This window comes from Candidatus Liberibacter americanus str. Sao Paulo, from assembly GCF_000496595.1.
Taxonomy (GTDB): domain Bacteria; phylum Pseudomonadota; class Alphaproteobacteria; order Rhizobiales; family Rhizobiaceae; genus Liberibacter; species Liberibacter americanus.
In genome coordinates this window covers 379,174-393,802 of the sequence record NC_022793.1, presented here as the reverse complement: position 1 = coordinate 393,802, position 14,629 = coordinate 379,174, and the positions used below count along the sequence as shown (strand labels likewise).

Sequence of the window (14,629 nt, the reverse complement as noted above, 5' to 3'; positions counted from 1 at the left end):
AAATATTGTATTTATATATGCAAAAATATATTTATTGATCTCTCTCCAATTAAGAAAGAACTAAATTAATTTCTAAAGAATAAACTTCCTAGATAGGTATAAAAAATGACAAAAATCCCTTTTAAACCCATACATCATAAAAGAGATTACGATCAACTAAATGAAAAATGTGGTATTTTTGGAATTCTTGGTCATCCTGATGCAGCAGTATTAACAGCTGTTGGATTACATGCTCTTCAACATCGTGGCCAGGAATCTGCCGGAATAACCTCTTTCGATGGAAACAAATTCTACTCTGAAAGACATTTGGGATTAGTTGGCGATCATTATACTAATCCAGAAACACTATCTTTATTGCCTGGTAATATGGCTATAGGACATGTTCGATATTCAACAATAGGAGAAAAAATAACAAGAAATATACAGCCATTATTTGCTGATCTCCAAGAAGGAGGAATCGCCATAGCACATAATGGAAATTTTACAAATGGTCTCTCACTGCGAAAAGAATTAATTTCTGATGGATCTATATTCCAATCTACTTCCGATACAGAAGTTGTCTTACATCTTATAGCTCGTTCTAAAAAAAAGACTTCCTGTGATCGTTTTATTGATGCAATACAACATGTTCAGGGAGGACATGCGATACTAGCCCTAACAAGAACAAGACTAATTGCAACTCGTGATCCTATAGGAATTCGTCCATTAATTATGGGAGAGTTACATGGAAAACCCATATTTTGTTCTGAAACATGTGCTCTAGACATCACAGGCGCTAAATACATTCGTGATGTAGAAAATGGAGAAACTATTGTTTGCAATCTACAGAAAGATGGTTCTGTCTCAATAGATTGTTACAAGAACCCCAATCCCCTTCCTGAACGAATATGTATGTTTGAATATGTTTATTTTGCTAGACCAGATTCTATAATCAGCGGACGTAGTGTCTATGTCGCTCGACATAATATGGGCAAAAATTTAGCAAAAGAACATCCTGTTAACGCTGACATTGTTGTCCCAATCCCAGATGGAGGAATTCCAGCAGCTATAGGTTATGCAAAAGAAAGCGGTATTCCTTTCGAACAAGGCATTATTAGGAATCATTATGTAGGACGTACTTTTATTGAGCCATCACATCAAATTAGAGCTTTCGGCGTTAAGTTAAAACTTTCCGCAAATGGTATAGTTATTGCAGGGAAACGCGTAGTATTAATAGATGACTCGATCGTACGCGGCACTACATCTCTCAAGATAGTAGAAATGATACGTAATTCTGGCGCTATAGAAGTTCACATGCGAATAGCTAGTCCAATGATATTATATCCTGATTTCTATGGCATAGATATTCCAAATCCAAATATACTACTCGCAAACAAGTGTAGTTCTCTACAAGAGATGTGTAATTTTATTGGTGTAGACTCCTTAGAATTTTTATCCATCGATGGATTATATAAATCTATCTGTGGATCACCACGTGATCCAAATAATCCGGCATTTGCTGATCATTGTTTCACAGGAGATTATCCAACACCTCTTTTAGATAGACAAGCTAAGCATAATCCTCAAGAATTATCTATGATGGTAAGTTCATGATCAATGGCAAAGATAATTTATCTATATCTAATAATGTAATTAATTCGACAAAGCGTATAGCATTAATAACAGGAGCATCGCGTGGTATTGGTTATTATACAGCTTTGGAATTAGCAAAATCTGGAGCACATGTGATTGCCTGTTCTCGTGATGTGAAACAACTAGATAAACTAAAAAATGATATCAATAAAATAAAAAAAGTTGTAGATCTAATTGCATTTGATTTAAGGGATACAAAATCTATTGACTTAACAAAAACATATATTGAACAGCGCTGGGGAAAACTAGATATTTTAATAGCTAATGCTGGTATTCTTGGCCCTATTAGCCCTATTTGGAGAATTAAAAAAAAATCTTTTGAAGAAATATTAAATGTTAATATCATGACTACTTGGAATCTAATGCGTACTTTTGATCCACTGCTTAAAAAATCTAAATCTAGTCGTGCTATAATACTTTCATCTGGCGCGGCACATAAATGCCGTCCATTATGGGGAGGTTATTCTACTTCTAAAGCTGCAATAGAAGCATTATCACGTACATGGGCGAAAGAAACATCAAATACTTCATTAAAGGTCATAAACGTCGATCCTGGGCCAACTCGTACTGCAATGAGAGCACAGGCTATGCCTTCAGAAGATCCAAATACCATTAAACATCCACAAGAAGTTGCAAAATCGATATTATATTTATGCGATCTTAAACAAATCACAACAGGAAAACTATTTTCTGTACAGAAAAATAGTTTTGTAGAATGCTTTAATTCTGAATAAATAAAGATATATTAATATATTTTTATAATATGTGATACATTTCATATATAATATTTGCTATATCATTAATAAAAATATAATAATACTTAGTTCCATAATACCTACAACCAAAAATTTAAAGCGATAATATATAATTATTAAGTAAAATTGTAGCCAATACTTCTTATCATTTTCTAATAAATTTTATACAACATAAACAATATTTAAATGATAATTTAAACGCTTCGAGCACGAATATTAAAGATGTTTTCTACAACAAGAAAGCCCTTTAATAATATCTATAGAATTAATAACACCAATAATTTCACCATTCTCAACGACACCAATATTTTTAGAATGATCAGCAACTATATCAATAATATCTATCATAGGAGTATCCTTAGCAATTGTTTTAACTATACTAGATAGTTCATCAGGAGCACAACAACGCATCACATCACCTGCAACAAGTATAGAAATTGGATTAAGTTTCTGCACAAATTCAGAAACATAAGCACTAGAAGGACGTAAAAGTATGTCTTTTGGTGTCCCACATTGAACAATACGCCCTCCTTGCATAATAACTATACGATTTCCTAAACGAAAAGCTTCATCGATATCATGACTTACAAAAACAATTGTCTTCTTTAATTTACGCTGCAATTCCAACAATTCATCCTGAAGACGCATCCTAATCAACGGATCTAATGAAGAGAAAGGTTCATCCATCAATAAAATAGGAGCACCAGTAGCAAATGCTCGAGCAAAACCCACTCTTTGTTTCATTCCACCCGATAACATATTGATCTTACAATCAGCCCATTTTGTCAAATTCACTAGTTCAAGCTGCTCAGCAACCCTAGCCTTTCTATCATCAACAGATATATTTAGAAATTCCAATCCTAACTCAACATTCCTAGCTACAGTCCTCCACGGAAGTAAAGCAAATTGCTGAAAAACCATAGAAACGGTATACATACGTAATTTACGAAGAGTATTAGAATCTGCTGTATATGGATTAACAATTCCTTGTTCTGTATTAACTAATACCTCACCCCTTAATAAAGGCGCTAAACCATTTATACAGCGCAATAAGGTAGATTTACCTGCGCCTGAAAGGCCCATTAATACAATAATTTCACCTTTTTTTACTTCAAGATTAGCATTAATAACAGCTGATACTACATCATTTGAAACAAAATTATTGTTTCCCTTAGCATAAAATCCAGATTTATTCCGTAATTTATTTGAAGATCCACCAAAAACGATATCAACATCACGAAACTTTACCGCATAATCACTCATATAATATCTCTTGGATCTGAAATACTAAACAAACGGTCTAATATAACTGCTAATACAACAATACAAATACCTGATTCAAAACCTTTACCTATATCTACATTATTAAGTGAACGCAATACAGGAACTCCTAAGCCATTAGAGCCAACAAGCGCAGTAACTACAACCATTGATAGAGATAACATGATTGTTTGTGTTAAACCTGCCATAATCTGTGGAATTGCAAATGGTAGTTCTACTTTACAAAAAATCTGAAAAGAAGTAGCTCCAAATGCTTTCGCTGCTTCTTTTAATATTGTAGGAGTTGAAATAATACCAAGCCTAGTAAATCTGACAGACGTCGGGATTGAAAAAACAACTGTAGCTATCATTCCTGGAACAGTACCAAGACCAAAAAAAACTAAAGCTGGAATAAGATAAACAAACGTCGGAATAGTTTGCATAGTATCAAGAATTATCCTTATAAAAGAATAAAATCTTTTATGCCTAGCAGAAAATACTCCAATGGGAAATCCTATCGCCATAGAAATTAAAGTAGAAACCAAAACCAAAGCCAAAGTTTCTATAGTCTCTTCCCAATAGCCTTGATTAATAATCAATAATAATCCTAGACAAGTAACTATCGAAATAATTATAGAACGCCTAATAAAAAATGCCAACACAGATATTATGGCAACAACTACTACCGGAGGAGGATACTGAAAAGCAAGCAAAACACCGTTTATTACTTTACTCGAAACAATCGATATAAGACTAAAAAAACCTCCCAATTTTGTAGTAAGATATAAAAAAAATGATTCTAAATAATCTCCCATAGGGATACGTAACTGATTAATCCAATTCAATTTATAATCCTATATTCATTCAATTAAGTTATCTATATACTATTTACACAAAACCAAATGATTAGTTTCTTATAAATTGTTCAAATTTATGAGTAGGATCATGACCATTAAAATCTTTTACACCTACAAGCCAATCATTTAAAAGATTTATATTAGAACGTATTAATTCCCTTCCTACAGATTTAGGATCTTTCTTATTTTTTAAAATTCTTTGCATCATTTCATTTTCAATTGCAACGGTAAATTTAATGTTTTTAAGCAGTGTAGCAACATTATAACATTTATCCAAGTAATATGTGCTAGCCACAGTATAAACAACAGCCTCTCCGAAACCAGGAATATCATCTCCTCCTGATAGATAATGTATATTAAGATCAAGATTTATAGGATTCGGTTCCCAACATAAAAAAACTATTGGCACACCTATTTTCTGACTACGTCTAACCTGAGAAAAAGTTGCCTGTTCAGAAGCTTCTACCAGTTTAAAATTTTTAAGCGAAAATTTATCATTATTAATCATGTCTAAAATACGCTGATTTCCACTATTGCCAGGATCAATACCATAAATCTTATATCCAAGCTTATCTTTATATTTTTCAATATCCTGATAACTCCTTATTCCAAGTTCGTATCCAACATCATTTACAGCAAGCATATATTTTGCGCCTTGAAGATTTTTTGTAACTAATTGTACTGATCCATCTTTTATATATGAAGAAAAGCTTTTCTCCATTGAAGGAGACCAATATCCCATAAAAACATCTATATCTTTATTCTTTAAAGATCTAAAAGTAACAGGAATTGAAAGTAATTTAACATCAGTTTTGTAGCCCAATATTTCTTCTAAAATAACAGAAGTCACAGCAGTAGTTGCAGATATATCTGTCCAACCAGTATCAGAAAAACGAACAGTATGACAATATTCAGGCTCTTTTGCATAGCAAATCACCGAGTGTAATATAAAGTAAAAACAAATAGAATAAATAATTCTATATATCATATAATAATCCCATTCATACATTTAACATGTTATATTATATTCATACGTATAATAAAAAACTTCACCTAATATCCAATTAATAGCACTAGAATAGAATCATTATATCCAATAATAAAACACCTATAACAGTTATATTTAATAAATACAGTTTAGCAACTCACTAACTTTAACTAAAACAATATAACTTAAAAACCTTAACAATAAAAAATCAATAGTTTCTAATTTATATAACAATGCAGTTAATTTATAAATCAATTGAGGCGTAAAAATACAATCATAAGTAAGAATAAAATATAACACACTCATTAATATCGAAATTTATATAATATCTATGATACCGAAGACTATAAATAAAACATTATGCAATAAATAATTGAATTGCTATTTATAAAAATACACTATAGAAATTTAATTAATTAAATTTTTACTATTGATAATCACTCTATTGCAATATAGTAAGTTCGTGATAATAGATTAAATATTAAGAATAAAATAAATACTACTTTTGATAACTACTTTCAATGCAACAAAAATATATTAAACAAAACTTATTCAATAAGGTAAATAGAAGCAATTAATATGTCAAAAAAAGTTGTTTTGAATAATAAAATAAATTATAAAAATTGAAAATATTAATTATAGATCACGAAGATAGTTTTGTTCACATACTTGCTGATTATTTTATAAGACTAGGAACAAAGGTTGTTATAAAAGGAAATGCCGATGCTTTAAAAGTACTTGATAAGTTTTATCCTGATTTGGTGGTACTGTCGCCTGGCCCAGGTCTACCCAAAGACTTTAATTGCAAACAAACCATACAAGCTTTACGTGAACGCAATTTACCTATATTTGGAGTTTGCCTAGGAATGCAAGCAATAGCTGAAGCGTATGGCGCAAAATTACTTCAGCTTCCTAATCCGTGTCATGGGAAATCTTCATATATCCATATAAAAAAACCAAATATAGTTTTTGAAAATTTAGAAACAAAAATAACTGTTGGCAGATATCATTCTATATATGTTGATCCTCTTACATTGCCAAAAGAATTTATCGTTACATCTAAAAGCGAAGATGAAATTATCATGGGAATAGAACATATAACAGAACCTATAGCTGCTGTTCAATTTCACCCCGAATCAATAATGACTTCTAGCAATGATTCAGGTATAAAGATAATCAAGAATGTTATAAAAAATCTATCAATTAACTGCAGGAAAAATACATAACAATAACAGGTCTTTTTTTATGAAATTAAATAATAATCGAGCTATGTTACGAATAGCACTATGGGCGATTCCCATATCAATTATAATAACCTTATTTAAAATTTCAGCATGGTATCTAACTGGCTTTATTTCACTATTATCCGACGGATTAGAATCAATAATCAACATTGTAATAGCAATTATTTCATATTTCACAATACTATATGCATCACTTCCTGCAGATAAAAACCATCCTTTTGGACATCAAAAAGCAGAATACATAGCTGCAGTTGTAGAAGGAATCTTAATGGTAAATATATCATTTTTAGTTTTATATGAATCATGGCAAATACCTGTAAAAATACATAACAATATCTCAATAATAGGTTTTTCTATTAGTGTTTTAGCAAATATAATAAATCTATTTTGGGGAAGATTTATGATAAAGTATGGTGAAACAAATCATTCTGCCGCACTTGAAGCAAATGGAAGACACATTTTATCAGATGTAATGATGTCCTTAGGGATTTTATCTGGATTAATAATATCAGTAATAACAAATTACAATTCAATAGATGTAATCATAGCAACAGTAATGTCACTAAATATTTTCTATCAAGGCGCAAAAGTTATATCATCTGCAATAAAAGGTCTTATGGATGCTGCAGTTAAATCTGAACATCTAGAAAAAATCAAGAAAATTATTTCATTGAATGCGTATGGATCAAGAGAAATACATGACTTAAAAGTGAGACAATCTGGATCTACCTTTTTTATTAATTTCCATTTAGTAGTAGATTCAAATATGACAGTTTTAAAAGCACATAGAATTTGCAACAGTATAGAAAAATCTATAGAAGAGGCTATGCCTCACTCTTTAGTAACTATACATGTAGAACCTGAAAATGAATTTTCTCATGGAATTAACATAAAATTATAGGAATATATACATATTAATGCCTAAAAAACAATTAGATGAACTATCTATACTTGGGAATAATGCAAAGATCCCTAATAATCCTGATGACGCACTATTAGAAAAAATTCCATCTAGAAACAAAGAATTAAACTATGTGGTCAGATTTACGGTGCCAGAATTTACTTCACTATGCCCAATTACTTCTCAACCAGATTTTGCACATATCGTAATAGATTATATACCAAAAGATTGGCTGGTAGAATCAAAATCTCTCAAAATATTTATGGCATCTTTTCGCAATCATCATTCATTCCATGAGGACTGTTCAATATACATTGCTAATAGATTGATAAAACTACTTGAACCAAAATGGATGCGCATCGGAACATATTGGTATCCTCGCGGAGGAATACCAATTGATGTATTTTGGCAAACAGGCCATCCTCCTGAAGGAATATTCTTACCAACGCAAGATGTACCCAATTACCGTGGAAGAGGATAACTAAAAACAGTTTTTTAAATTTTCTGTTTTCGGATTAATCCAAAAAGTTAACATAAACTAACTATTTTTATTTAATTCCTTCCCTCTTCTATTTACCTCTGGCATACGGGAAAGACTATCCAAAACAGCATTGATAAAATTTGTCTCATTCTTATAGAAAAAAGCAGATGATATACTAATATATTCAGAAATAACAACTTCTACTGGAACAGAACTACAGCTAATTAATTCGAATAAACCTGACCTTAAGATAGAACATACAATTAAATCCAATCTGGACAAACTCCATCCTTCTGTAAGACAGGAAGATATCAAATTATCGATATGTGTAATATTATCCTTAACACCGCAAACAATCAACCTAAACCAATCTAAATCAACTTGATCATAAATATCTTCAGCATCATCTGTATCAGTGCTAAAACGATGCATTTCATACTCATTAATAACACATTCAGCACTACATCCAACTATATCTATTTTGTATAAAGCCTGCACAGCAGAAAGACGAGCTATTCGCCTTTTATGCGCAAAAGTATAAGGTAATTTATCGTTCTGTATATCCATAATACTATTTAGATAAACTCGCTTTCAATTCAATCATCTTTAAAACAGAATTAGCTGCAAATCCACCCCTATCTAATTTATAAGCACTAGCACGATCCAAAGCTTGTTTTTCATTATCTACAACAACAATGCCATTACCAATTGGAAAAGAATGCTTAATTGCAATATCCATAAGACCACGAGTTGCCTCTTGTGCGATAATATCACAATGAGAAGTTTCTCCCCTCATCACAACACCAAGTACAACAATACCATTATATATATTATTATCTTTATTTTTAAATGCTTCTATTGCCATACTAACAGCAGCCGGTATCTCTAGAACACCCGGCGTAATAACTGAATTCCAAGATATACCTCTAGAATTCAAAACAGAAGTACATCCTTTAAGAAGCATACATGAAAGATGCTCATAGAATCTAGCCTCTATAACCAATATATGCGGAACAATACCCCTCATATTTACACTCCGCTATAATATAAAACAGGAAACAACAAATAAAATTCACAAAATATCTAATAATTTACATAAATTTAATTTTTAAATTTAAATAGATCTAAATTCAAGCAATCGAGAAACATAACGCATAATATAATCCACCTCTATATTTATAAAATCTCCAATTTTATGCAAGAACCAATCTGTATTTTCAATAGTATGTCGAATTAACAACACATCAAAAGATATTTCATCTAAAGAATTAACAGTTAGAGACACTCCATTAAGACAGACAGATCCCTTAACAGCCACAAATCTCGCTAGATTATGCGGAAGGCTCAGACGACAATACATAGAATCACCTATAAAATCTAGAAAAAGAATTTCTACCATACCATCAATATGGCCAGAAACGAAATGTCCTCCTAATTCATCATCTAATTTCATAGAACGTTCTAAATTAACTAAAGTGCCTACATCCCATGAACTAGCATTCGTTAAACTAATGCTTTCTGACCAAAGCTCAACCTCATACCAATTGCAATCAGAAAATTTATCTGATAACTCAACAACAGTAAGACAAATTCCTGAATGCGCTATAGAACAGCCAATTTCTATAGTAGATATGTCGTAAGAAGTCATAATACGCAATCTAATTCCTTTTTTTACAGGATTAACTGCTATAATCTTTCCTATATCGGTAACGATTCCTGTAAACACTTAATCTTTCCTTAAATATTCAAAACAAACATCATTACCAAAATAGTTAAGACGATTACAAAAATAACTATCTTCAATTTCACTAAATTCAATAGGAGAAGGAAGCCCTTTATTGCCTATAATTATATTTGATTGATAAATAATAATAGAATCAACAAGTTTAGATTTTATAAAAGAGTAGGCAACTGCCATCCCTCCTTCCACTAACAAAGAAGTGATATTTAGAACAGCTAATATAGATAATAATTGTTCTATATCATAACAATTACAACGAATAATAGTTACATTCCTTTTTTTTAAAGAGTTAGCAGCAGGAGAAGTATCTGTATCCGCTACAACAATTACAGGCGCAAAATAAGATGTACAAACAATCTTAGAATCCATTGATAATTTAAGATGTGGATCAAGAATAATACGAGTAGGAGAACGATCATTTAGTCCATTTAACCTACAGGTTAACTCCGGATTATCAGATAATACAGTTCCTATACCAACAAGAATAGCATCTGACTGCGCTCTCAGCAAATGCGACTGAGCTATTGAAACAGAACCTGTAATAGCAACATTGCCCTGTCCAATAACTCCCATCATATTATCTTGTGATAAAGCAAGCTTAAGAGTTACATGTGAACGCTTCTTAACTTGACGAGTTAGATACGTTACAAGAGATTTTTCACCTTCCTTTTCTAAAATCTTATCAACAATTATTCCGTGTTGTAATAAAAGAGACAATCCACGTCCAGAAACTCGAATATCAGGATCACTGACACAAAAAACAACACGTATAATTCCAGATTTAATAATAGATTTTGCACAAGGAGGGGATTTACCATAATGTGCACAAGGCTCTAGAGTAACATAAGCAGTAGCACCCATAGATCTATCGCCCGCTTCTTCAATTGCCTTAGTCTCAGCATGAGGGCGTCCTCCACAAGCGGTGACACCTCTACCAACAATAATACCATTATTAACAATCAAACAAGCGACAGAAGGATTAGTAGATGTTAAACCAATTCCCCAACGAGAAAGTCGCAATGCAGCTAACATAAATCTTTCATCAAAAGAAGATATAGGCATTGTACTAAATCCCTATGGTGAAAAATACAACTAATAATTATTAATATTTTTCAACATATATTACTTCTAAAAAATATATTTTTTCAGATAAATACCAAATAACAAAAATCTATAAAATACGTATCTATAAACAGTTCATATATAAAGAAACCTAATTTATAATTAATTAGTAAAATCATAAGAAGGAAAACGACTAACAAGCTCTTTAACTTTATTTAAGACTGCTAATTCTACAGAATTATTCCCTTTAGAAACCCCATCAATAACTTCTGCAATCAACTCACCTACATACTCAAATTCTTTCTCTTTAAAGCCCCTAGTAGTAGCAGATGGAGTACCAATACGAATCCCAGAAGTGACAAACGGGCTCTTCTGATCAAAAGGAATACTATTCTTATTACAAACAATACAAACACGACCTAGGACATTCTCTGCATCTTTCCCAGTAATATTTTTCAAACTCAAATCTACTAGCATAAGGTGATTATCTGTTCCACCAGACACTATATTAAATCCTAATAATTTAAGCTTATCTGCAAGAGACCGAGAGTTTAATACAATTTGCTTCGTATAATCTTTGAATTCAGGACTTAAAGCCTCACCAAACGCAACTGCCTTAGCAGCAATAGTATGCATGAATGGACCTCCCTGTAATCCTGGGAAAATAGCGCTATTAATCATCTTAGATAAATCCATGTAGTTGGTCATAATCATTCCACCACGTGGCCCTCTTAAAGATTTATGAGTTGTTGTGGTAGTAACATGGCAATGTGGTATAGGTGATGGATGTTGCCCTCCTGCAATAAGTCCAGAAATATGAGATACATCAGCCATAACATAGGCACCTATAGAATCAGCAATAGCACGAAAACGTGACCAATCCCAAAAACGAGAATATGCAGTACCTCCTGCTATAATCAATTTAGGTTTGTGCTTAAAAGCCAAATTTTCAACTTCATCCATATCGATTATACCATCCTCTTTTCTAACCTCATAAGGAATAGCTTTAAACCATTTGCCAGACATATTAACTTTTGAACCGTGAGTTAAATGTCCTCCCGAATTCAAACTAAGGCCCATAAAAGAATCGCCAGGGTTCAATAATGCTAAGAATACCGCCTGATTCATCTGTGATCCAGAATGAGGCTGAACATTTACGAAATTTACATCAAATAATTTCTTTGCCCTTTCAATAGCCAAATCTTCAATCTCATCAACATGAATGCAACCACCATAATAGCGACTTCTAGGATATCCTTCAGCATATTTATTAGTAAGAATCGATCCTTGAGCTTCTAAAACAGCTCGAGAAACCATATTTTCAGAAGCAATCAACTGTATCTCTTGATTTTGTCTAACTTTTTCTTTTCCTATCAAAGAAAATACACTTTGATCAGCTTCAATTAAGGGTTGATTGAAAAATTTCACATGCGATTGATTCATATTACAAAAATTCCTTTCATAAGAAGATTTTGTCTGATTAAAACATAAACAGCATAAATAATAATTTAAGTATAAATATAATTTCTAAATTATATCACCCGCAGTGGTAGACTTTATTGAGTGAACTATTGGAGATGGAACATGTGTACTAATATTATCCAATCCATAAATATCATCACGAAACTGTACTACCGAATCTTTCACAGACCAAGCAGAGATATAAATAAAATGAATAGGAACCTCAGCACTAAGTACAACAGGAGTTGTCTTCCTAGTTTTAATAATCTCTTCAATATGACTTCTAGACCACCCTGGAGTTTCTTTAAGAAGCCATAAGCTAAGATTTGTGATATTACTCACTCGAATACACCCAGAAGTTTCAAACCTATCTATATTACCAAATAAAGCAGGCTCAGGTGTATCATGCATATAAACATTTGCATTACTATAAAATTCAATTTTTGTCGAAGCCATAGCATTAATTTTACCTGGATCTTGTCGAAAAATAAAATTTGAAGCATCGGGCAATTCCCAATCAACATCTTCTGGAGTTATCTCTATTCCTTTATAATTAAGTATGCGAATATTATTATCTTTTAAATATGAAGGATATTCACGTATTAAATCTATAATATCTTTCTTAATAATAGAACGAGGAATAACCCAATAAGGATTGAATACAATTCGACGTATTTTAGAATGTAGTATAGGGGTCTGACGATCTACTCTACCAACTATTGCGATACTACGAAAAGCTACCTTCCCTCCATCTACAGCCTCTATCGTTGCATCTGGTATGTTAGCAACTACATAACGACTACCCATATTCTTTTTCAGCATAATTTTAATACGAGATAAATTAACAAGCAGCTGCCTTAACCTAAAGTCTGCTGGAACGTTCATAGCTGCGATAGTAGATTTATCAACAATCCCATTTGGCAACAATCCATGCCTAATCTGAAAGAATTCAACAGCAGCTTTAACATACGAATCGAATACTGCAGAAAATCCTAATGAAGGATCTAAATCGCCTGATATTATTAATCTTTCCCGCAATCTTTGAACTAAAACACCATTGTCTCCTAATCGCATAGAACCATATTCCGGCAATTCCTGCCAACCGCCCCTATTAACTATAGACCGATAAAAAGCAATAGATCTTTCTATATTAGCTACCGATATAGAACTTACTAAAGGAACATCCGAATTCATCTTATAATTTATACTGGAAATCGAAGCATCAAAACTAGAATTTGCATTGGAATGGTACGAATTCTCAATAACCTCATCTAATGTATTTGCATAAACAGAAAAAGACACAAAAAAAATCGAATATAAAAAGCATAAGATTAAAGGAATAAAACGATAAAATACCATAATTTTCTCAATGTCCTGATCTTGATATACTTCAAAATAAATCCAGTAATATTATATATCATTATATATATCAAGAAACATATAAATAGCATTTATTATATTAATACAAATAAATATTAATCATTTTCGTAAAAATGAAAAATACTAAACTCAAGATCTATCAAATAAATAAATTCAAATCAAATATAAAATTATTAATAATAATTCTTAAAATCCCTCAATTTTTTTTAATAATTCAATTAGTTATTTTCATAAACGATATGCAATCTGGTCTCCCCAAAAACGATCTAGACGTTGTAAAGTTTTATTAATAAATATGAAATCATCAGCCGATAATCCTCCTACTTGACTAATCGATTCTACATGACGCTTGTAAAGATCAAAAATTGTTTTAGCGATTTCTTTTCCAGATGGAGTTAAGCTGATACGAATAGAACGCTTATCAACTCGTGATTTCTGATGTTTAATAAAACCAAGTTCAATCAATTTCTTTAAATTATATGATACATTAGAGCCTAAATAATATCCGCGAGAACGAAGTTCTCCTGCGGTTAATTCAGAATCTCCAATATTAAAAAGAAGAAGTGCCTGTACAGAATTAATATCGTTACGACCTTTTCGTTCGAATTCATCCCTTGTAACGCATAATAAACTCCTGTGCAAACGCTCTACAAGACGCAAGCACTCTATGTATAGAAAAGATATATCATCAACTTTATCTTTTGTGTCTAAAACTACTTTTGACCGTATATTAGTACTCATAAAAAGCCTCTCTAACTTAATAATTACTACAGATATAAGACTGCAGAGGAGATATTAACTCATACTAATCAAGTTATAATTAAAACTCAGTATTAATTATTTATTACCAAAAATAATATTTTATAA

At 31.6% G+C, this 14,629-nt stretch carries 15 protein-coding genes; 5 read left to right on the top strand and 10 right to left on the bottom strand.

Annotated features, from left to right (window positions below; all coding sequences use genetic code 11):
* The first annotated feature begins 105 nt into the window (after positions 1 to 105).
* Together purF and LAM_RS01670 are read left to right on the top strand one after the other, a co-directional pair.
* A complete protein-coding gene (gene purF, locus LAM_RS01675) occupies positions 106 to 1,593 on the top strand; it encodes an amidophosphoribosyltransferase (protein ID WP_007556971.1) in 1,488 nt (495 codons plus the stop codon).
* Complete coding sequence (locus LAM_RS01670; RefSeq protein WP_007556970.1) at positions 1,590 to 2,366, top strand: SDR family NAD(P)-dependent oxidoreductase; 777 nt, start codon at positions 1,590 to 1,592, stop codon at positions 2,364 to 2,366. The genes purF and LAM_RS01670 overlap by 4 nt, the downstream gene beginning before the upstream one ends.
* Positions 2,367 to 2,603: 237 nt before the next feature.
* Here LAM_RS01670 and LAM_RS01665 read toward each other — a convergent pair whose 3' ends face one another.
* From LAM_RS01665 to LAM_RS01655, 3 genes are all read right to left on the bottom strand, one after another.
* Positions 2,604 to 3,650 (bottom strand): ATP-binding cassette domain-containing protein, encoded by a 1,047-nt coding sequence (locus tag LAM_RS01665; protein WP_007556969.1) that lies wholly within the window; start codon positions 3,648 to 3,650, stop codon positions 2,604 to 2,606.
* Positions 3,647 to 4,492, bottom strand: coding sequence for a choline ABC transporter permease subunit (choW, locus tag LAM_RS01660; protein WP_007556968.1), 846 nt, complete (start codon positions 4,490 to 4,492; stop codon positions 3,647 to 3,649). Before choW ends, LAM_RS01665 begins: the two co-directional genes overlap by 4 nt.
* A 61-nt stretch (positions 4,493 to 4,553) precedes the next feature.
* A complete protein-coding gene (locus LAM_RS01655) occupies positions 4,554 to 5,492 on the bottom strand; it encodes a glycine betaine ABC transporter substrate-binding protein (protein ID WP_007556966.1) in 939 nt (312 codons plus the stop codon).
* Between the two features lie 623 nt (positions 5,493 to 6,115).
* On the opposite strand from LAM_RS01655, the gene LAM_RS01650 reads away from it, so the two are divergent.
* From LAM_RS01650 to queF, 3 genes are read left to right on the top strand one after another with little or no spacing between them, the layout of a single operon-like run.
* A complete protein-coding gene (locus tag LAM_RS01650; RefSeq protein WP_007556965.1) occupies positions 6,116 to 6,718 on the top strand; it encodes an anthranilate synthase component I in 603 nt (200 codons plus the stop codon).
* Positions 6,719 to 6,737: 19 nt separating this feature from the next.
* Positions 6,738 to 7,637 (top strand): cation diffusion facilitator family transporter, encoded by a 900-nt coding sequence (locus LAM_RS01645; protein ID WP_007556964.1) that lies wholly within the window; start codon positions 6,738 to 6,740, stop codon positions 7,635 to 7,637.
* 16 nt (positions 7,638 to 7,653) lie between these two features.
* The gene (gene queF / locus LAM_RS01640; protein WP_007556963.1) at positions 7,654 to 8,118 is read left to right on the top strand and encodes a preQ(1) synthase; all 465 of its coding nucleotides are present in this window, start codon (positions 7,654 to 7,656) and stop codon (positions 8,116 to 8,118) included.
* A gap of 57 nt (positions 8,119 to 8,175) precedes the next feature.
* Here the strand turns inward: queF and nusB are convergent, their stop codons facing one another.
* The 7 genes from nusB to ldtR form a co-directional block, all read right to left on the bottom strand.
* A complete protein-coding gene (gene nusB, locus LAM_RS01635; protein ID WP_007556962.1) occupies positions 8,176 to 8,685 on the bottom strand; it encodes a transcription antitermination factor NusB in 510 nt (169 codons plus the stop codon).
* 4 nt (positions 8,686 to 8,689) lie between these two features.
* A complete protein-coding gene (gene ribH / locus LAM_RS01630) occupies positions 8,690 to 9,145 on the bottom strand; it encodes a 6,7-dimethyl-8-ribityllumazine synthase (RefSeq protein WP_007556961.1) in 456 nt (151 codons plus the stop codon).
* 87 nt (positions 9,146 to 9,232) lie between these two features.
* Positions 9,233 to 9,844 carry a riboflavin synthase gene (locus LAM_RS01625; RefSeq protein ID WP_007556960.1) on the bottom strand — a complete coding sequence of 204 codons (612 nt, stop codon included), beginning with the start codon at positions 9,842 to 9,844 and terminating at the stop codon, positions 9,233 to 9,235.
* Positions 9,845 to 10,921, bottom strand: coding sequence for a bifunctional diaminohydroxyphosphoribosylaminopyrimidine deaminase/5-amino-6-(5-phosphoribosylamino)uracil reductase RibD (gene ribD, locus LAM_RS01620; RefSeq protein ID WP_007556958.1), 1,077 nt, complete (start codon positions 10,919 to 10,921; stop codon positions 9,845 to 9,847). It lies immediately after the preceding gene.
* 162 nt (positions 10,922 to 11,083) lie between these two features.
* A complete protein-coding gene (gene glyA / locus LAM_RS01615) occupies positions 11,084 to 12,364 on the bottom strand; it encodes a serine hydroxymethyltransferase (protein WP_023466209.1) in 1,281 nt (426 codons plus the stop codon).
* Positions 12,365 to 12,448: 84 nt separating this feature from the next.
* The gene (locus tag LAM_RS01610; RefSeq protein ID WP_007556956.1) at positions 12,449 to 13,741 is read right to left on the bottom strand and encodes a L,D-transpeptidase family protein; all 1,293 of its coding nucleotides are present in this window, start codon (positions 13,739 to 13,741) and stop codon (positions 12,449 to 12,451) included.
* A gap of 249 nt (positions 13,742 to 13,990) precedes the next feature.
* The gene (gene ldtR, locus LAM_RS01605; RefSeq protein ID WP_007556955.1) at positions 13,991 to 14,503 is read right to left on the bottom strand and encodes a transcriptional regulator LdtR; all 513 of its coding nucleotides are present in this window, start codon (positions 14,501 to 14,503) and stop codon (positions 13,991 to 13,993) included.
* Positions 14,504 to 14,629 lie beyond the last annotated feature (126 nt).